Raw genomic sequence first — 19,816 nt, forward strand, 5'->3', positions numbered from 1 at the left:
ATGGCCGCCGTCCGCCCCCAGATTCTCGTCATCGACGACGAGCCGCAGATCCACCGCTTCCTGTCCCCGGCGCTGGACGCCGCCGGCTATGAGCCGCGCCGCGCCGACAGCGGGCAGGAGGGCCTGCGCGGCATCGCCCTGTGGAGCCCCGACGCCGTGGTGCTGGACCTGGGCCTGCCCGATATGGACGGCAAGGACGTGCTGGCGCGGGCGCGTGAGTTCTACTCGGGCCCCATCATCATCCTGTCGGCGCGCGACAAGGAGGCCGAGAAGATCGCGGCGCTGGACCTGGGCGCCGACGACTATGTCGAAAAGCCCTTCGGCGTCGGCGAACTGCTGGCCCGCCTGCGCGCCAATCTGCGTCAGGCGCCGCGCGCCGAGGCGGCGGGACCGCTGACGGCGGGCGAGGTGGTCATCGACCTGGAACGCCGCCTGATCACCCGTGCGGGCGCCGCCGTGCGCGTCACGCCCAAGGAATACGACGTCCTGGCCCATCTGGCGCGCAACGCCGGCAAGGTCGTCGGCCACCGCGACCTGCTGACCGCCGTCTGGGGCAAGGCCCACGCCGAGGACACCCAGTATCTGCGCGTTGTTGTGGGTCAGTTGCGCCAGAAGCTGGAGGGCGATCCCGCCCAACCGCGCCTGATCCTGACGGAACCGGGCGTGGGGTATCGCCTGGCGGATTGATCGACCAAGGATCAACGGCGTGCCTTGAAACGGCCGATGAAGCCTGGCCCTGTCTGCCGAGCCACCTCGTCGTCGCCCTGGACGGGCGGACGATACGGTCATGCTTCGTCGGCGGACGAGTCTTCGCAAAAGGGAAGCGGCAGCTTCACCTTGGATTTGTCCGGGCGTCGCCGGGCCGACACCGACGCCCACTACGCCTCCCCGAACCTTCAAGGGGATGCAATGATGAAGTTCACGGGAAACAAGGCGCTCTGGCTGACAGGCGCGGCAATGCTGGGTCTGACGGCCGCCGGGGCGGCGCACGCCCAGAGCGCCTCTGAGCAGGTTTCGACCGTGGATGACGTCATCGTCACCGCTCAACTTCGCGCCCAGGACCCTGTCGAGGTGCCCTTCGCCCTGACGGCCTACAGCGGCCAGTTCCTGGAGAACCTGGGGGTTCAGGAGTTCGAGCAACTGTCGGCCTTCGTGCCGGGCTTCCTGGTGCAGAACCAGTCGCCGAACAATCCGGGCTTTGTCATGCGCGGCATCACCTCGGACTCGGGCGCGGCCACGGCCGAGCCGCGCGCCTCGGTGTTCCAGGACGGCGTGTCGATCTCCAAGTCGCGCGGCTCCTATGTCGAACTGTTCGATCTGGAGCGGGTCGAGGTGGCCAAGGGGCCGCAGTCGACCCTCTATGGTCGCGGCGCCCTGATCGGAGCGGTCAACCTGGTGCAGAACCGCGCCCGACCGGGCCAGTTCGACGCCGAAATGCGGGCCGAGGTCGGAGACTACGGCTATCGCTCGGTCGAGGGCTTCGTGAACGCTCCGGTGGGCGAAAACGCCGCCCTGCGTCTGGCCACGCGGATGAAGACGCGTGACGGCTCGGTCGAGAACCTGCTGGGCGGCGAGGACTACAACGGCATCGAGACCCAGGCCTTCCGTCTGGCCGGCGCCTGGACGCCGAGCGATAGGCTGCGCGCCGATCTGATCGCCAACTACCAGACCGATGACGCCACCGGCACCTCGTTCAAGTCCATCGCCTATGATCCGGCCGATCCGAATACGGGCGCCGTACTGGGCGGTCGCGCGCCCTGGGAAGGCGCGGCGTTGACGCCGGGCGCCGCCTTCGACGGGGGCAAGAGCCTGGGTCTGGACCGCAAGGTCTGGGGCGTGACGGGGCTGGTGAAGTGGGCGCTGACGCCGTCGCTGTCGCTGAACTCGACCACCGCCTATCGCCAGTTCGATTCCTACGAGACCTTTGACGCCGACGGTCTGTCGCTGCCGCTTCTGACGGCGGCGGAAGAGGCCTATGGCGAGCAGTGGAGCCAGGAGTTCCGCCTGAACTGGGACAACGGCGGGCGCCTGTCTGGCTTCGCCGGCGCCGGCTGGTTCCGCGAGGAAGGCTATCAGCGCACCCCGACCCAGTTCGACGAGCGCATCGCTCTGGCCCAACTGGCCGGACTGCTGGACGGCTCGCCCACGGCGGTCGGCCACAACACCCTGCCGATCTCGGCCTATCCGACCGTGGCGACGCAGTTCCTGCAGGCGACGCTGACGCCGATGGGGGCAGGGGCTCTGGCCGCGCCTATCGCGGGCAACCTGAAGTCGGCCCATATCGAGATCCCGATCAACAGCGCCGAACTGACCTCCTGGGATCTGTTCGCCGATCTGACCTTCAAGGCCACGGACCGCCTCGAGTTCGCCGGCGGGGTCCGCTACACGCGCGACGACAAGGCCACGGGCTACGCCAGTTCGGTCGCCAACGGCCGTTCCATCGCGGGCGGGCTGCTGGCGGTGCTGCAAGGCGCCGTGCCGCCGGCCCAGGTTCCGGCCCTGCTGGGTGGACTGGCCAACCCCAACGCCGTCAACCTGCCCGCGACGGTCCTGCCGCTGTTCGGCCTGACGGCGCAACCGACCGCCAACAACGGCGACTTCGTCTATGGCGACCATGAAGATGACGGCTTCACCTGGCGTCTGACGGCCCGTTACGCCCTGTCGGACGATGCCAGCCTCTACGCCAACTATGCGCGGGGCCGCAGACCCGAGGTTCTGAGCGTCAGCGGTCCGGCCGCGCCGCTCGGCGCCCCGAGCTTCAATGTGATCGAGGCCGAGACGATCGACAGCTTCGAGGTGGGCGCCAAGGCGGCGCTGATGGACGGTCGCCTGCGTCTGGACGGCGCGGTCTTCCACTACGCCTATGACAACTTCCAGACCACGGTTCAGGAAGGCACCCTCTTCATCACCACTAATGCGGGCGAGGCCAGCGCCTATGGCTTCGAGGGGCAGGTTTTCTGGGCCGCCGCCGAGAACTTCGACCTGTTCGGCACCTACGGCTACAACCACTCGCGCTTCGAAGCGGGCCTGTATGACGGCAACCGTTTCCGGCTGTCGCCGGATCACATGGCCTCGATCGGGGCTGTCTGGCGTCTGCCGGTCGCGGGCGGCATGATCGAAGTCCAGCCCAGCTACACCTGGCAGTCCAAGGTCTTCTTCGACGACAACAACGATATCCCGGCTCTGCAGACCCAGAACTTCGTCGCGGACACGATCCAGGACGAATATCAGGACAGCTATGGTCTGCTGAACCTGCGGGTTCGCTATGCGCCGACTTCAGGGAACTGGGGTGTCGAGGCCTTCGGCGAGAACCTGCTGGACGAGGAATACATCAAGGACGCGGGCAATACGGGCGATGCGCTCGGCCTGCCGACCTTCATCGCCGGACGCCCCGCCAGCTACGGCGTGGCCTTCACCGTTCGCTACTGAGGGCCGGGCGCATGACCATGAATCGTCGCGGCCTGCTGGGGCTGTTCGGGGCAGGGGCGGCCGTCGGCGCGACGCCGGTTGCGGCGCAGGCGGCTGAGATCGCCTTTGCTCATGGCGTCGCCTCGGGCGATCCCGGAACAGATCGGGTGATCCTGTGGACGCGCGTCACGCCGGGCGCGGGTTTCAACGGCCCGGTCTCCGTGGCCTGGCGCGTGCTGGATGGCGAAGCCATAGCGGCTTCGGGCCGGTTCGAGACGGGGCCGGAGCGCGACTACACGGTCAAGATCGATGCTGGGGGTCTGCGTCCCGGCCGCGACTATCGCTATGATTTCGCGGTCGGCGAGACCCGGTCGCCGGTCGGACGCACCCGCACCCTGGCGGTCGAGGGCGTGACCCCGGTCAATCTGGCGGTCGTGTCGTGCCAACTCTATCCCGGCGGCCTGTTCAACGCCTATGAGGCCATAGCGGCCCTGCCGTCGCTGGACGCCGTGGTCCACCTGGGCGACTACATCTACGAGTACGGGGCCGAGGCCGACGCCTATGGCATGGTCACAGGCGCCGCGTTGAACCGTCTGCCCGAGCCGCGCCATGAAATCGTGACCCTGGCCGACTATCGGACCCGTCACGCCCAGTACAAGACGGACGTGGATCTGCAGGCGGCCCATGCGCGCGCGCCCTTTATCTGCGTCTGGGACGACCATGAGACGGCCAACGACGCCTGGCTGCACGGGGCCGAGAACCACCAGCCGGAGAGCGAAGGCGACTTCGCTGTACGCAAGGCGGCGGCGCTGAAGGCCTATTATGAGTGGATGCCGATCCGCGAGGCCGCGCCCGGCGCGCTTAAGGAAGCGATCCATCGCAGCTTCCATTTCGGAGACCTGGCCAGCCTGATGATGGTCGAGACGCGGCTGACGGGCCGCACCGAGCCGTTGGACTATGGCAAGGACCTGACCGCCAAGGATGGTCCTGACGGCGAGCCCGTACTGGACCTCGACGCTTTCCGCGCCCGGTTGAACGATCCGTCGCGCGATCTGATGGGGCCGGAACAGCGCGACTGGTTGACGCGCGAACTGGCCTCGTCCAAGGCGGCGGGGCGTCCGTGGCAGGTGCTGGGCAATCAGGTCGTGACGGCGCGTGTGGCGGGGCCTGACGTGTCGCGCACCATGACGTCGGAACAGATCGAGGGCCTTATGGCCCAGGTGCCCGAGGCCTTCCGCGAGCAGTTCGAGCAGGCGCTGTTCCTGTTCAAGATGGGGCTGCCGTTCAACCTCGACGCCTGGGACGGCTATCCGGCGGGACGCGAACGTCTCTACGGCGCCTTCGCCGAGGCGGGGGTGCAGCCCATCGTCCTGGCCGGCGACAGTCATGCCTTCTGGGTCAACGAACTGAGGGACGCCAGCGGCGTGCGCCGCGCCGTCGAGTTCGGAACCAGCGCCGTCGCCAGCCCCTCGATCGGGGACGCCATTGGCGGCTTTCCTCTGGGCGCGGCCCTGATGCAGGCCAATGAGGAGGTCGTCTTCTGTGACCAGTCAGCCAAGGGCTTCATCGTCCTGACCCTGACCGCCGACAAGGCCGAGGCGGCGCTGATGCAGGTTTCGACCATCCTGGCCAAGCCCTTCAGCCTGTCGATCCTGAAACGCTATGGGGTCGCGATCAACGGCGAGCTGACTGAAACGACCGCCTGAGATCTGGGGCCGTCTATAGCCGGATAGCCTCGAAGCCGCCGGTGAAGACGGCCTCCATGGCGTCGCAGATGGCGCCCATTTCCGACGACTTGCACAGGCCGCCGGACAGGACGTCGATACGGCCGGTCTGGGCCAGAGACAGGGTCAGAGACCCCGACAGCAGGTGATAGAACCAGTAGATCTGACGTGGCGGCGTCTCTGGCGCGATACGTCTCAGCACGCTGATGAAGCGGTCGATCACGGGATCGAAATGCTGATGCATGGTGTCGCCGCCCCAGACGGGGGTGTTGTTCACCTGGGCCACCAGGGCGGCGTAGTTCAGCCAGGCCTTGTCGCCGTTGTCGAACAGGACGAACAGCGGGCGCAGGAAGGCGTCGATGGCGCCGCGCACCGTCATGGTGTCGCCGTGCTCGGCTTCGTACTGATCCAGGCTGTCGAGGCGCAGACGGTTCACCACCTCGGCGCGGCGGCCGAAGACGGTCGAGAACAGCCGGTTCTTGTCGTCGAAATAATAGTGCAGCAGGGCCGTATCGACGCCGGCCTCCTTGGCCACCGCCTTCAGGGTGACGCCGTGCAGGCCGTCACGGGCGAACAGGGCCTCGGCCACGTCGAGGATGCGGGTCGTCGTCTCCTCACGGCGCTGGGCCTTGGGCTTGGGGTGGGGCCTGGACGCCGCCTTGGCTTTCGGCGTCGCCTTCGGGCGCGGCTTGGTGTCAGTGGCGGTCATCGAGTCACTTTAGCCGAGAACAGGGTTCTCAGGCGATCCCGGGCGCGCAGCAGCAGGATCAGCAGCCCGCCCTTGCGGCCGTGGTGGTCCAGGGCGGCCTTCCACCAGCCGCGCTTCACCTCTCCGCCGGGCGTGTCGTTGAACACCATCCAGGCGTCGTCGGCGGGGGCGTAGGCGGGCCAGCCGGCGCCCGGCGCGCCGGTTCTGGCGAAGTCGATCCAGCGCGCGTGCATGGCGGCGCTGACGGCGCGGTCGGCCTCGGTCGCGGGCGGAGCGCCGTCGGGGCGGTGATCCAGGGTCTCGAAGACGTGGAAGATTTCGGCGGCGTGGTTGGCGCGCGGCATGGCCTCGCGTCGGGCCTCTTCCACATAGTCAAAGGCGTAGAGCCAGGCTTTCGACCGACGCGGGCGCGAGGCCACCCAGCGCGCGGGCGCGGCGAAGGCGAAGTCGCGGAAGCCGTGGCGGATCAGCTGTTCCTCGTCGCCGTTCGCCTGCGGATAGAGGCGGGCCAGGGCTGGGTTGGGCTTGATCAGCTTGCCGAACCGTTCCAGCCCGCCGCCGTAGTTGAGCAGGGAATCCTCGCCGCTGTTGACCCCGATCATCAGCGGCACGTCGGCGAAGTCGCCGCGCGCGAAGGCGCTGATCGGGTCGCGATCCAGCAGGTGGCCGTCGATGACCGGGCCGAAGGCGCCTTCGACAGCCGTCAGCTGTGCGGGCGTGACGGCGCGCAGGGCGGCGGCGTCAGGGTTGGTGAGGCCGAGCGCGGTCGCCGCCGCGACGCCGCGTTCCTGGGCGGTCTTCAGCGGCGTGGCGGGCAGCCAGCCGCCGCCGGACTGGACCACGGCCTTGTGGAACAGGCCGCGCGCTCGCTTCGCCGTCATCAGGGCCAGGATGTCGAGCCCTCCGGCGGATTCTCCGAACAGGGTGACGTTGGCGGGATCGCCGCCAAAGGCGCCGATGTGATCGCGCACCCACGCCAGCGCCGCGATCTGATCCAGCAGGGCCTGATTGCCCAGCGGTTCACCGGGCCCGGCCTCGGTTGTCAGCGCCGGGTGGGCGAAGAAGCCGAGCTGGCCCAGACGATAGTTGACGCTGACCAGAACCACGCCGTCCCGGGCGAAGGCGGCGCCGTCATAGAAGGGCAGGGAACCGGCGCCCATCCGGTTCGAACCGCCGTGCAGCCAGACCATGACCGGCGCGGGCGTGGCGGTCTCGGCGGGCGCCCAGAGGTTGAGGGTCAGACAGTCTTCGTCCGTCGGCTCAGGCGCGCCGCCGATGGACACGATGTCGGCCACGTCGGCCGGGCCGGCCTGAGGGGCGGAAGGGCCGAACGCCGTCGCCTCGCGCACGCCGTCCCAGGCGGGGAAGGGATGCGGCGCCTTCCAGCGCAGGTCGCCCGTGGGGGCGGCGGCATAGGGCACGCCGCGATACACATTGGCCGGGCCTTCGCGACGACCGCGCAAATCGCCGGACGGGGTGTGCGCGACAGGCGAGGTCGCGGCCAGATTGACCTGATCCATCTTTGTTCCTCCAGGCGCGATCTTCGCCGCGCTCGTTCATTCGAGAATGAACAACGCTCGCCCGGCTGTCGAGCCGTTGAGTGAAACTTCATTCATGCGAGAATGAATGATGTTGACAGCGAGGCCGTTCGCGGACCACCGTCTGTCCAACACAGATCAGCGGCGACCAAACGACCGCGCGTGGAGAGGAAACGAGAATGCGAACGACAGGACAGTTGCGTCTGGCGCTGATGACCAGCGTCTTCATCACGGCCTCGCTCTGCGCGGCGCCGACCCTGGCCCAGCAGGCGACGGACACCGAACAGGCCTCAAGCGTTGACGACATCGTGGTCACCGCCCGCCGACGCGAGGAAAGCCTGAAGGACGTGCCGGTCGCCGTCACCGCCGTCAGCAGCGAGCGCCTGGAGCAGACCGGCGCCGCCGACATCACCACCCTGCAGCAGCAGACGCCGAACGCGACGGTCCAGATCGCTCGCGGCACCAACTCCACCTTGACCAGCTTTATCCGCGGCGTCGGCCAGCAGGACCCGCTGTGGGGCTTCGAACCGGGCGTCGGCCTCTATGTCGATGATGTCTATATCGCCCGTCCCCAGGGGGCGGTTCTGGACATTTTCGATATCGAGCGACTGGAAGTCCTGCGCGGACCGCAGGGCACGCTCTATGGCCGCAACACCATCGGCGGCGCGATCAAGTATGTCACCAAGCGCCTGGGGCAGGACCCGGAGCTGACGTTGAAGGGCGCCTATGGCAGCTATAATCAGGTTGACCTGATCGCCTCGGGTTCAACCCCGCTGACCGACAGCTTGCGCATCGGCGGGGCCATCGCCCGCTACACCCGCGACGGCTATGGCACGAACCTGAACACGGGCGCAGAGCACTACAACAAGGACGTGACAGCGGGACGGCTGAGTGTCGAATGGACCCCGACCGACAACCTCTTCTTCCGTCTGGCCGGCGACATGACCGAGGATGAATCCAACGCCCGCCACGGCTATCGTCTGATCGGCCCGACGACCGAAAGCGTTTATGACACCCGCGCGGGCATCGGCGACGAAGGTTATGTCCGCACGCGCGGCCTGTCCTTTACCGGCGAGTGGAACGTCAACGACACCGTGACGCTCAAATCGGTCACGGCCTGGCGCGACGGCGACACCAAGGGGGACGGGATCGACTTCGACGGTCTGCCCCAGCCCATCCTCGATATCCCCGGCTACTACGCCGACAGCCAGTTCACCCAGGAATTCCAGCTGTTGTTCGAGGGCGAACGCTGGCAGGGCGTGGCCGGCATCTTTTACATGGACGCTTCGGCCGAAGGCGCGTTCGACACGGTCATCGGCCTCTATCCGCTGGTGCCGCCCGGTTTCGACCCTGGCCTGACGACCTTCACCGGCGGCAAGGTGGACACCGAGAGCTTCGCCGTCTTCGCCGACTTCAGCTACGACCTGACGGACCAGCTGTCGCTGTCGGTCGGCGGCCGCTGGACGCGGGACAAGAAGAGCGTTGACCAGTTGCGCCAGAACTATCTGGGCATAAAGAGCCCCTTCTTCGGCAATAGCAGCGCCGTCGCCGCAGGCCCGCCTTCGACCGACTACAGCAACTCGGACACCTATTCGGAGTTCACGCCGCGGATCAGCGCCAGCTACAAGTTCACGCCGGAACTGACGGGTTACGCCTCCTACGGTCGAGGTTTCAAGTCGGGCGGATTCGACATGCGCGGCGACGCGGCCCTCTATCCGGAAACCGTCAACGGCTATCAGCCGGAACTGGTCGATACCTATGAGATCGGGCTGAAGGGCTCGCTCCTGGACCGACGGATCAATTTTGCGACGGCCCTGTTCAAATCGGAATATACCGACCAGCAGATCACTTCGCAGATCTTCATTCCGCCCGCGTCGGTCGTCAGTTTTGTCGATAATGCGGGATCCAGCGAAATCTGGGGCTGGGAACTGGAAGCCAGCGCCCGCGTGACGGACAGCTTCATTCCGCGTCTGACGCTCGGCTACCTTGACGCCAAGTTCAACGACTTTGTCACCTTCAACCGCGCCACCGGCTTGAGGGAGAATATGGCCGACAAGCGGGCCTTCCAGAACACGCCCGACTGGACCGCCAGCATCGCGCTGCCCTACAGCCTCGATCTCGGGGACCGCGGTTCGGTGATGTTTACGCCGATGGCTTCCTATCGTGGGGCCACGCAGATGTTCGAGGAGGCTCTGCCCCTGCTCGATCAGGGCGCCTACTGGCTCTATGACGCGACCCTGATGTGGACCGCCCCCGACGCCCGCTATCGTGTCAGTCTGGCGGGCCGCAATCTGGCGGACGAACGTTATCGGGCTGGCGGCTACAACTTCCCCGATGCGCTTACGGGGCAGTCCGTCATCGGCTTCTACGGAGCGCCGAGGACGGTGACGTTGAGCGTTACGGCGCAGTTCTAGGCGCCGGTCCGGTCGTCATGAAAGCCCCGCAGGTCGCTGCGGGGCTTTTTGCGTGGCCGAGGAGGAAGCGGGCGCTTTTTTCACAGGATCGCCATGTCTCTGTTGCACATCATGGCGATCGCCGTCGGATCTGGCGGGATGAACGCGCGTCACGGGGCGTGCGGTCAGGACGTGAATGCGGAGCGGCCATGTCTAGGGGCGCATGTTCGAGAGGCGGCCTGACAATCCTGCTGTCGGCGGCGATGCTGTCCGCCGCATTTGCGCCCGCGTCCGCCGCGAGCCGGAACGGGCAACGCTTTGCAATCGCGGCCCAACCTCTGGATCAGGCTCTGGCTGACTTCTCCGTCTCGACGGGCCTCCAGATGCTTTACGACAGCTCATTGGCCGCCGGCCGCCTGTCGTCGCCGGTCGCCGGCGAAATGCAGCCCCGAGAAGCGCTTGCGCTGATGCTGGCGGGCACCGGTCTGACGGCGCGGTTCACCTCGGCGGGAGCGGTGGTGATCTACGCGGGATCAACCTCGGCCGTGACGCTGAATCCCATCACGGCCACGGCGGCGCCGGTGGTGGGAAGAGTGGGCGCGAACGCTGAGGCGCGTGCCTACGCCGAGGCGGTGCAGCGTCAGACGATCGAGGCCTTGCGTCAGGACGCGGTGCTGTCAGGCGGCGACTATGTCCTGAGCGTGCGGCTGTGGGTGGCGGAGGACGGGGCGACGCGCCGGGTCGAAATCTTGAAGGGTTCAGGCGAGGCGGCGCGCGACGCGGACTTCCTGGCCCTGGCCTCGACATTGCTGTTTCCGGTTCCGCCTCAGGACTTGCCGCAGCCCATGCGGATCGAGTTTCGCGTCCGTCAGCGTCACTGACATATCAGCGTCACCGTTCTGTCGCCGGTGACGGTCTAGGGAGGCGGGGTTCCAGCGGCTCTGACGGCTCGGCCTCCATCCATGACGCGAAACTGGCTTCTTGGCGCGATGACGTCGGCGGCCCTGCACGGCGGGGCGGCGGCGGTTCTGCTGGCGTCATCCGCCATTCCGCAGGGCGTGGCGGCGCCCGAGGCCCAGCCGCACGCGGTCACTGTCGAACTGATCGACACGGCTCGCCGACAGGTCGGCGACAGCGACCGCACAGAAGCCTCATCGAATGCGGCCGAGACCGCCAGCCCCAGCGCCGAAGCGCCGGCCTTGCCCATGGCCGGAGAGGCCAAGGCGGCGCCGGTCCAGACGGCGAGCGGAGGCGCGGCGGCCATGCCGGCGGCGGCGCCCGACCCGGGCGCGGTGTCCGACTATTACCGACGGGTCGAAAGCCATCTGGCGCGGTTTCATGCCTATCCCGCCTCGCTGACCAGCCCGCGTCCGACCGGAGTGGTGCGGGTCGGTCTGATCGTCCAGCGCGACGGGCGCGTCATGGACGCCTGGATCGAGACCAGTTCGGGGGTCGTGTCTCTGGATGATGCGGCTCTGCAGACCCTGAAGCGCGCCGAGCCTCTGCCGGGCCTGCCCGCGACCCTGCCGGGAGCGATCGATCTGATCGTGCCCTTGCGCTACGCCGCCTCGACGCGGGGCGCCGGCGTGCGGGTCGGCGAGTGAGGGTGTCGGCATGGTGACGGACGCCGCCGCCCGCCTGCGTGGCCATCTGGTCGAGAAGTACGAGACCCTGCTGAGCGGCCTCAGCGCGCGTCTGGGCTCGCGCGAGATGGCGCGCGACGCGTTGCAGGACGCCTATGTGAAACTGTCGAGCAGCGGACCTCAGGACGAGGTGCGCCATCCGACGGCCTATCTGTTCCGCATGGCGTTGAACATCGCCGCCAATGCACGACGGCGCGACCGGCGGTTGCTGGGCTTTGACGAGGTCGCGGCCTTGCTGGACGTGCCGGACGAGAACCCCGATCCGGCGACGGTGGCCGAGGCGCGGTCCGACCTGGCGACGGTCAAGGCGGCGATGGCCCGGATGCCGGCGCGGCGTCTGGCCATCTGCACCGCCGCCTGGCTGGACGGCCTGTCGACGGTCGAGATCGCCGAACGTCACGGCGTGGCCCAGCGGACGGTGCAGCACGAACTGAAACTGGCGACAGAGGCGTTGCAGAAGAATCTGGCTCAACCCAGGGTCATATCCTTGCGCCGTTCCGACGGTGGCGTGTCATGAATTACAGGGGCGCCCCGGAGGCCGGACATGAGCGGCGAGATCAGGACGTGAGCGACGCGGTCGTCGAACAGGCCCAGGACTGGGTGCGTCGCCTGATGTCAGGCGAGGCGACGCAGGACGACGCCCTGGACCTGGCGATCTGGCGTCAGGCGGATGCGCGTCACGAGCGCGCCTTTGTTCAGGCGGCGCGGTTGCACAAGGCGGCGCGACAGGCGGCTGCGGACCTGCGTCGCGAGCAAGCGGCGCAACCGGCCGCCCGGCGAGGCATGAGCCGCCGCATGGTGGTGGGCGGCGCCATCGCCGCTTCAGCCGCCGGTATCGCCGTCCTCGCCGAGAGGTCGGGGACGACGCGGTTTACGCCAGCTCCCGCCGATTTCGCCACGGCCAAGGGCGAGACGCGGCGCATCGAACTGACGGCGGGCGTCTCGGTCGAACTGAACACTCTGACGCGGATCGCCCTGCGGCCGCAGGCGGGCGCGGGGGCCTTTGAACTGTTGACGGGGGAGGCGGTCGTGACCGTCAACCGCCCCGACGCGCCTCTGTCGATCTTCGCCCGGGACGGAGAGACTACGGCGTCGCAAGCGCGGCTCGCGATGCGCTGTCTGGATGGGGAGGTGCGTGTCTCCTGTCTGGAAGGCGCGGCTCTGGTGCGTTCAGCCGGGCAGGCGGCCACGCTGGCGGCGCAGCACAGCGTCACCTATGACCAGAAGCAGATGCAGGCGCCGACGGCCATCGATCCCGAGGCTGAGGCGGCGTGGCGGCGTGGTCTGCTGGTCTTTCGCGATCAGCGTCTCGGCGACGTGATCGAGGAGATCAACCGCTATCGTGCGGGGCGCATCGTCATCGCCGATCCGCGCCTGAGAAACCGCCGCGTCAACGGGGCCTTCCATACCGATCGCATTGATCAGGTCATCGACCAGATGCGGCTGGCCTATGGGGTTCGGGCCACGCGTCTGCCTGGCGATGTTGTCCTCGTGGCCTGACGAAACAGCACATAAGCGACTGGAAAGCGTCGCGAAATCTTCACGCTAAATCTTTGCGCCTGTCTCCGGCGCGCGTGTCTCTCCCCTGACGACCAAGTGCGGGGCGTCGGTCGCTCAAGCGGCTGTCGCGTCACGGGGGATTGATGCTGGATTACAAGAGACATTGCGCGCTGAGAGGCGCGGCGAGCGCACTGGCGCTGGCCGCTGCTCTGGCTGTTCATACGGCGCCCGCAGCGGCGCAGGACGAGGCGAGTTTCGAGGTTCGCGCCTTTCAGGTGAAGGGCAACACTGTCCTGCCGCCCGAGGCGGTGGAGCGGGCGGTCTATCCCTTCATGGGGCCGGGCCGGACCTCGGACGACGTGGAGGCGGCGCGGGCGGCGCTTCAGGCCGCCTATGAGGCGCGCGGCTTCGTGGCGGTGTCGGTCTTCATTCCCGAGCAGTCGGTCGAAGGCGGCGTCCTGATGCTGGAGGTGGCCGAGCAGCCGATCGGTCAGGTGCTGGTCGAGGGCGCGAAGCGACCCGACGCCGTGCGCGCCCAGGCGCCGTCTCTGACGCCGGGTCAGACGCCGAATCTGCTGGACTTCCAGCGCGACGTGGTGGCGCTGAACCAGAACCCCACGCGGAGGGTGACGCCGGAACTGCGCGCGGGCGTGGCGCCGGGCACGCTGGACGTGGTGCTGGCGGTCGAGGAAAGCTCGCCCTGGCACGGCTCGCTGGAGCTGAACAACTATTACAGCGCCTCGACCACCCAGTTGCGGACGGCGGCCACGCTGCGTCATGACAACATGTGGGGCAGGGGCGACAGCCTCAGCCTGTCGGCGCAGACCGCGCCCGAACGCACCACGGACGGCACCGTCTATTCCGGCAACTATCTGATGCGCCTCGGGGTCGGCACGCAACTGCTGGCCTATGCCGTTCATTCCGACAGCGACATCGCCGTGGTCGGCGGCACCAATGTCATCGGCAAGGGCGATCTGGCGGGGCTGCGCCTGATCCGGTCTCTGGGCGGCGGCGACGGCTTCTATCATTCGCTGACGCTCGGCTTCGACTGGAAGAGCTTCAAGGAAGACGTGATCCTGGGGTCGGATCGCGCCGCCGCACCGATCGAGTACTTCCCGCTGATGGCCTCGTGGCGCGGCGACTGGAGTGGCGAGGCGCGGCGCAGCGACCTGACCTTCAGCGGCGTTCTGGGCGTGCGCGGGCTGGGCGACGACAAGTGGGCCTTCGACGCCAAGCGCTACAACGCCCGTCCCAGCTTCTTCACGGTCAAGGTCGACGCCTCGCATACCGAGGAGCTGGTTCATGACCTGCAACTGATGGGCAAGATTTCGGCCCAGTGGACCGACCGCCCGCTGATCTCCAACGAGCAGTTCGGCATCGGCGGTTCGAACACGGTCCGCGCTTATCGCGAGAGCGAGGCCATGGGCGACTACGGCCTGGCCACACAACTGGAGATGCGTTCGCCCTTGCTGCTGACCGACTGGCCGGGCGTGGATGAGCTGCGGCTGTACGGTTTCTGGGACGCAGGCTTCGTCGGCATCCACGATCCGCTGCCGGGTCAGAAGGGGGAGAACCTTCTGATGAGCGCCGGCGTCGGCGGGCGGCTGCGCCTCTTCCAATACCTTAACGGGGTCGTCGATGTCGGCACGCCCCTGATTTCCATGCCGGGCCGCGATGCGGGCCTGGTTTCCGTTCGCTTCCGCATCTGGGGGGAATTCTGATGGCTTTGACGATGACCAAGAAGGGGCTGCTCGGCGGCCTCGCCGCCGTGGCGCTGATCGGGGCCGCGGCCCCGGCCGCCGCCGCGGGCTGGTGGCAGGCGGACTACGCCTATCGCACGAAAATCAACCTGAACGCCCAGGCGGCGGGCGTGACCGGAGAGGTGGCCCGCGCCCCGGTCCTGATCCGTCTGCACACCGGCAATTTCGACTTCGCCGACGTCAAGGCTGATGGTTCGGACTTGCGCTTCGTGGCGGGCGACGACCGCACCCCGCTGGCCTTCCACATCGAGAAGTGGGCGCCGGCCGAACAGCAGGCTCTGGTCTGGGTCGACGTGTCGAACCTGAAGCCGGGCGCCGCCTCGACCATCTACGCCTACTACGGCAACGAGAAGGCCGAAGCCGGCCAGAACGCCGCCGGGACCTTCGGCGCCGACTACAGGCTGGTCTGGCACTTCGACGGCGCAGGCGCGCCGCAGGACGCCACGTCCAACGGCCTGAACGGCGTCGGCGGCGAGGCGCGAAACACGGGCGGCCTGATCGGCCAGAGCCTGACGCTGGACGGCGCTTCCGCTGTCTCGGTCCCGGCTGAAGCCTTCGCCCAGGGGCCTGTCTCCATCAGCTTCTGGGTCAAGCCCGGCTCGGACGGCCAACTGCTCGGCCTGCCCGGGCTCAGCCTGATCTCGGAAGGCGCGACCCTGTTCCTCGACGCCGCCGGTCAACGCAGCGCGGGCGCCGCCCTGCCGGCCGGAACCTGGGCCCATGTCGCCCTCGTCAACGACGGCCAGAAGTCGAGCCTGTTCGTCAACGGCCAGCCTGCGGGCGAGGTCGCGGGCGCGCTGTCGGCCGGTCCTGCGGTTCTGGGTCAGGGCTTCGCCGGCGAGATCGACGAGTTCCGCGTGGCGGGCGTCGCCCTGCCGCAGGCCGCCTTCCAGCTGGCGGCCGCCAGCGAAGGGCAGGGCGCCAGGCTGCTGACCTTCGACACGGCCGAACAGACCGAGAGCGGCGGCCACAACTATTTCGGCATCCTGTTCAAGGCCCTGACGGTCGACGCCTGGGTGGTCATCATCATTCTGGGCTTCATGCTGGCCCTGGCCATCTGGGTCATGATCTCCAAGGGGCTGATGCTGGGGCGCACCACGCGCGCCAACGAAGAGTTTCTGGACGTCTATCGCCAGTCGGCCCGCGCCTCGAACGGTCATGACGGCCTCGGCGCCTTGCCGCCGGCCCTGACCGAGCACTCGCCGCTGGCGCGTCTCTATCAGATCGGTCGCCACGAGCTGGGCATGCGTCTGGCGGAGGGCAAGGCGTCGGGCAGCCGGTTCGCCATCCGTCCGCAGTCGATCGCCGCCATCCGTTCGGCCCTCGACGCCGGTCAGGTGCGCGAGAGTCAGAAGCTGAACAAGTGGATGGTGCTGCTGACCATCGCCATCTCGGGCGGTCCCTTCATCGGTCTGCTGGGCACGGTTCTGGGCGTCATGATCACCTTCGCCTCGGTGGCGGCGGCGGGCGAGGTCAACATCAACGCCATCGCCCCCGGCATCGCCGCGGCCCTGCTGGCCACCGTCGCCGGTCTGGCCGTCGCGATCCCGGCGCTGTTTGGCTACAACTACCTGCTGAGCCGGGTCGAGGACGTCACCGCCGACAACCAGATCTTCGTCGACGAGCTGGAAAAGCGCATCGCCGAAACTTGGCAGGACAGCGCGGGGCCCGCAGGCGGTCCCCGTGGGCAGGACGCCCCTGCCGCCGCCCTCGCGGCGGAATAGGGGAGCGCTGATCCATGCAGGTTCAGGGCAAGAAACCCTATAACGAGATCAACATCACGCCTTTGGTCGACCTGACCTTCGTGCTGCTGATCATCTTCATCCTGTTGACCACGGCGGCGGTGCAGGGCATCCAGGTCGACCTGCCGTCGGCCTCGGCCTCCCAGGTGCTGGACCAGCCCAAGTCGCGGGTCATCGCGGTCGCCAACGACGGCACGGTGTCGATCGACGCCGTCCCCGTCTCGATGGCCGAGCTGGAGCAGGAACTGCGGGCCTCCATCGCCTCGACGCCGGACCTTCCGGTGATCCTGCGCGGCGACCGGGCGGTGCAGTACGACCAGATCATGCAGGTGCTGGATCTGTGCTCCAAGGTCGGCGTCGGCAGCCTGGGCATGGCCTCGACCCGCCCGCCCGGCGGGGGAGCCTGAACGCCATGACCTACGCCTTCATGGCGGATGATCCGCCGCCGCCGCGTCGTCGGCGCAGGATCAACTGGCCGGTGGTCGGGGCGGTCGCGGTGCTGGCCGCCGTCCTGGCCGCCACCTTCCTGCGGCCCGCCTCGGTCAGCGAACGTCAGCGCGAGGACAAGACGGTGCGGGTGGTCCTGCCGCCCCCGCCGCCACCGCCCCCGCCGCCTGAAGTCGCGCAAGAGAAGCCGCCCGAGCCCACGCCGACCCCGATGGATCAACCCGTCGAGGACACGCCGCCGCCGCCGGACGCGCCGTCCGAGCCGACGGTCGGGGACAGCGCCCTGACCGCCCGCGAAGGCGCCGGACCGTCCAACTACGGTCTGGCGCGCGGCGACGGCTCGGGGACCCGCATCGGCGGGCGTCCCGGCGGCGGCGACGGCGGTTTCGGCGCCTATGGCGAACTGACCCGACGCGAGGTGACCCAGGCCGTCCAGGGCGAGCGCGACCTCAGCCGGGGCCGCTACTCGGCCCAGCTGGCCGTCACGGTCGACGCCGAGGGCCGGATCACATCGGTCCGTCTGTTGCGCGGCACCGGCGACGCGCGTCGCGACGCCGCCCTGCAACGCACCCTGACCGGCCTGCGCCTGTCCCGCCGCCCGCCCGACGGCCTGCCCGTCATGCGTATCGAACTGAACGCCCGAAGCGGCGCCTGACCTCCCTGGGGATTAACCTGATGAACCGTCCTAACCGCCTGAAACCGGCCCTGATGGCCTGCGCTGCGGGCCTCAGCCTGCTGGCCGCCCAACCGGCCTTCGCCCAGACCGTCGACTCCGCGAAGCTCCTGGAGCTGATGGTCGCCAAGGGTCTGGTCACCCGCGAGGAGGCCGACGGCCTGCTGGCGCAAGCCACCGTGGCGCCGACGCCCGCGCCCATCCCGGCCGGCGGCGTGGCCAACGGGGTGCAGACCATCCCCTATATCCCGCAGGTCGTCCGCGACCAGATCAAGGAAGAACTGCGCGCCGAGCTGGGCACCCAGGCCCAGGCGCAAGGCTGGTCGGCGCCCGGCCAGACGCCGGAATGGACACGCGGCATCACCCTGTCGGGCGACATTCGCGTGCGTGGCGAAGGCGTCTTCATGGACGACAATAACGCCGACATCTTCGTCGACTACGGCGCGATCAACGCCGGCGGCGGCCAGAACATCAACGACAAGACGCTCGGCTATGTCGGCCCGCCCTACCTCAACACCCTGGAAGATCGTCAGCGCGCCCGCATCCGCGCCCGCTTCGGTCTGAAGGCCCAGATCGACAGCTGGATCTCGGCGGAAGTGCGCGTCGCCACCGGCAACGACACCTCGCCGGTCTCGACCAATCAGACCCTGGGCGGTGGCGACGAGTTCGGTAAATACGCCCTGTGGCTGGACCGCGCCGCCATCCGCCTGACGCCGGCGAAGGACGTGGCCCTGGACTTCGGCCGCTTCGCCAATCCGTTCTGGACCGGCGATCTGATCTTCGACGACGACATCAACTTCGACGGCGTCGCCGTTTCGGCGCGTCATGCCCTGAACCCCGAGTTCGCGGTCTTCGGGACCGCCGGCGCCTTCCCCATCTTCAACACCGACTTCAACTTCGGCTCGCGCAATGCGCCGGAGGGCAAGGGCGGCCCGTTTGAAAGCAAGGACAAATACCTGCTGGCCGCCCAGCTGGGTCTGGACTGGACGCCGCGCGACGACATGCGGGTGCGCGCCGCCGTCGGCTATTTCAACTTCGACGGCGTCGAGGGCGAGGTCTCCAGCCCCTGCCAGTTCTACGAAGTCGCCTGCGACACCGACCCGACGCGCCCGCAGTTCCAGCAGTTCGGCAACACCATGTTCCCGATCCGCAATGTGGTCGCCGACCCGCTGAACCCGATCACCAGCGCCGAGAACCAGTATTTCGGCCTGGCTTCGGCCTATGAGGTGCTGAACGTCCGCGCCAGCCTGGATTTCAACGCCTTTGACGGCGTCGGCTTCCGCGTCGAGGGCGACTATGTCGAGAACCTCGGCGTCGACGACGCCCTGATGCGTCTGCGCGCGGTCAACAACCTCGGCCCGTCGACGACCATCCCGGACCCGACCAACACCAACGGCACCGTGACCCTGCCGGGGGCATGGGACGGCGGTTCGTCGGGCTGGTCGCTGAAGCTGACGGCGGGCAGGCTGGACCTGGCCTCGCGTGGCGACTGGAACGTGCATGCCGGTTACCGCCGCCTGGAATCCGACGCGGTTCTGGACGCCTTCACCGACAGCGATTTCCACCTGGGCGGGACCAACTCGCAGGGCTGGATGATCGGCGGCGCCTACGCCATCGGCAAGAACACGGCCGCCAGCGCCCGCTGGCTGTCGGGCGAGGAGATCGCCGGCGCCCCCCTGTCGGCGGATCGCCTGCTGATCGACCTGCTGACCCGGTTCTGATCCGCGCCATGACGACGGTTTCCGCTCTAGTCCGGTCGTGCCTTCCCCCCGTCGTTTGCGACGGTGCGGGAACGCGCGGCCATGCGGAGGCTGTCGTCAGTCGCAACCGGTTCGTCGTCTCGCCTGGTTCTCGCCCGTCCCGGGGCGAGGCGACGCGGGCGGACCGTTTCGGCCCATCCCCGGTCGGAGCGGTCCGCTTTCTCCTTCTTCCCGTTCTGCTGGCGTCCTGGCCTGTCGCGGTCAGGGCTCAGCAGGCGCCGCCTGCGGATCCTTCGCCCGCCGAACTGTGCGTTCAGGTCGATGTCGGCGGCGACCGCGTTGGTCATCTGGACTGCGCGGCCGAGGCCCTGCAACGCGCCGCCCGCATCGCGCAGAACCAGGCCCGCGCCGCCTTTGAGGCGCCGACGCCCGACGCGCGGTCGTCCGACCTGACCGTGGGCGTGGTCAACCAGTCGGCGGTGCGTCAGCGCCTCGGCGCCAATTTCGGCCTGTCCGTCCATCCCCAGCGTCCCGTCCGGCCCGCGCCGACGCCGCGACCGGGAGGACGGCCGTGAGCCG

The 19,816-nt window shown here is 68.2% G+C and carries 16 protein-coding genes; 14 read left to right on the forward strand and 2 right to left on the reverse strand.

Annotated elements, in window-relative coordinates; all coding sequences use genetic code 11:
• The 3 genes from ACZ5XO_RS06390 to ACZ5XO_RS06400 all read left to right on the forward strand — a co-directional run bounded on the left by ACZ5XO_RS06390 (position 1) and on the right by ACZ5XO_RS06400 (position 5,114).
• The gene (locus ACZ5XO_RS06390) at positions 1-687 is read left to right on the forward strand and encodes a response regulator (RefSeq protein ID WP_464164433.1); all 687 of its coding nucleotides are present in this window, start codon (positions 1-3) and stop codon (positions 685-687) included.
• Between the two features lie 225 nt (positions 688-912).
• Positions 913-3,429 (forward strand): TonB-dependent receptor, encoded by a 2,517-nt coding sequence (locus ACZ5XO_RS06395; RefSeq protein ID WP_464164434.1) that lies wholly within the window; start codon positions 913-915, stop codon positions 3,427-3,429.
• Positions 3,430-3,440: 11 nt separating this feature from the next.
• Entirely contained in the window at positions 3,441-5,114 is a 1,674-nt protein-coding gene (locus tag ACZ5XO_RS06400; RefSeq protein WP_464164435.1) for an alkaline phosphatase D family protein, read from the forward strand.
• Positions 5,115-5,127: 13 nt separating this feature from the next.
• On the opposite strand, the gene ACZ5XO_RS06405 is transcribed toward ACZ5XO_RS06400, so the two are convergent.
• Both ACZ5XO_RS06405 and ACZ5XO_RS06410 read right to left on the reverse strand, forming a co-directional pair.
• Positions 5,128-5,841: a TetR/AcrR family transcriptional regulator gene (locus ACZ5XO_RS06405; protein WP_464164436.1), complete on the reverse strand. Its 714-nt coding sequence runs from the start codon at positions 5,839-5,841 to the stop codon at positions 5,128-5,130.
• On the reverse strand, positions 5,838-7,361 hold the full coding sequence (locus tag ACZ5XO_RS06410; protein ID WP_464164437.1) for a carboxylesterase/lipase family protein: 1,524 nt from the start codon (positions 7,359-7,361) through the stop codon (positions 5,838-5,840). The genes ACZ5XO_RS06405 and ACZ5XO_RS06410 overlap by 4 nt, the downstream gene beginning before the upstream one ends.
• Before the next feature lie 197 nt (positions 7,362-7,558).
• Here ACZ5XO_RS06410 and ACZ5XO_RS06415 point away from each other — a divergent pair, with 197 nt between their 5' ends.
• From ACZ5XO_RS06415 to ACZ5XO_RS06465, 11 genes are all read left to right on the forward strand, one after another.
• Positions 7,559-9,793, forward strand: coding sequence for a TonB-dependent receptor (locus ACZ5XO_RS06415; protein WP_464164438.1), 2,235 nt, complete (start codon positions 7,559-7,561; stop codon positions 9,791-9,793).
• A 188-nt stretch (positions 9,794-9,981) separates the two neighbouring features.
• Entirely contained in the window at positions 9,982-10,653 is a 672-nt protein-coding gene (locus ACZ5XO_RS06420) for a secretin and TonB N-terminal domain-containing protein (protein WP_464164439.1), read from the forward strand.
• 108 nt (positions 10,654-10,761) lie between these two features.
• Positions 10,762-11,376 (forward strand): energy transducer TonB family protein, encoded by a 615-nt coding sequence (locus tag ACZ5XO_RS06425; RefSeq protein WP_464164440.1) that lies wholly within the window; start codon positions 10,762-10,764, stop codon positions 11,374-11,376.
• A gap of 10 nt (positions 11,377-11,386) precedes the next feature.
• On the forward strand, positions 11,387-11,932 hold the full coding sequence (locus tag ACZ5XO_RS06430; RefSeq protein WP_464164441.1) for an RNA polymerase sigma factor: 546 nt from the start codon (positions 11,387-11,389) through the stop codon (positions 11,930-11,932).
• A 47-nt stretch (positions 11,933-11,979) separates the two neighbouring features.
• A complete protein-coding gene (locus ACZ5XO_RS06435) occupies positions 11,980-12,915 on the forward strand; it encodes a FecR family protein (protein ID WP_464164442.1) in 936 nt (311 codons plus the stop codon).
• 143 nt (positions 12,916-13,058) lie between these two features.
• Entirely contained in the window at positions 13,059-14,636 is a 1,578-nt protein-coding gene (locus ACZ5XO_RS06440; RefSeq protein ID WP_464164443.1) for a ShlB/FhaC/HecB family hemolysin secretion/activation protein, read from the forward strand.
• Positions 14,636-16,399 carry a DUF2341 domain-containing protein gene (locus ACZ5XO_RS06445; RefSeq protein ID WP_464164444.1) on the forward strand — a complete coding sequence of 588 codons (1,764 nt, stop codon included), beginning with the start codon at positions 14,636-14,638 and terminating at the stop codon, positions 16,397-16,399. The genes ACZ5XO_RS06440 and ACZ5XO_RS06445 overlap by 1 nt, the downstream gene beginning before the upstream one ends.
• Before the next feature lie 14 nt (positions 16,400-16,413).
• Positions 16,414-16,824, forward strand: a complete 411-nt coding sequence (locus ACZ5XO_RS06450; RefSeq protein WP_464164445.1) for an ExbD/TolR family protein — start codon at positions 16,414-16,416, stop codon at positions 16,822-16,824.
• A 5-nt stretch (positions 16,825-16,829) separates the two neighbouring features.
• Positions 16,830-17,519 (forward strand): TonB C-terminal domain-containing protein, encoded by a 690-nt coding sequence (locus ACZ5XO_RS06455; protein WP_464164446.1) that lies wholly within the window; start codon positions 16,830-16,832, stop codon positions 17,517-17,519.
• A 20-nt stretch (positions 17,520-17,539) separates the two neighbouring features.
• Positions 17,540-19,258 carry a putative porin gene (locus ACZ5XO_RS06460; RefSeq protein ID WP_464164447.1) on the forward strand — a complete coding sequence of 573 codons (1,719 nt, stop codon included), beginning with the start codon at positions 17,540-17,542 and terminating at the stop codon, positions 19,256-19,258.
• An 8-nt stretch (positions 19,259-19,266) separates the two neighbouring features.
• Positions 19,267-19,812 carry a hypothetical protein gene (locus ACZ5XO_RS06465; RefSeq protein ID WP_464164448.1) on the forward strand — a complete coding sequence of 182 codons (546 nt, stop codon included), beginning with the start codon at positions 19,267-19,269 and terminating at the stop codon, positions 19,810-19,812.
• Positions 19,813-19,816 lie beyond the last annotated feature (4 nt).

It is taken from the genome of Brevundimonas sp. T2-11, from assembly GCF_055397675.1.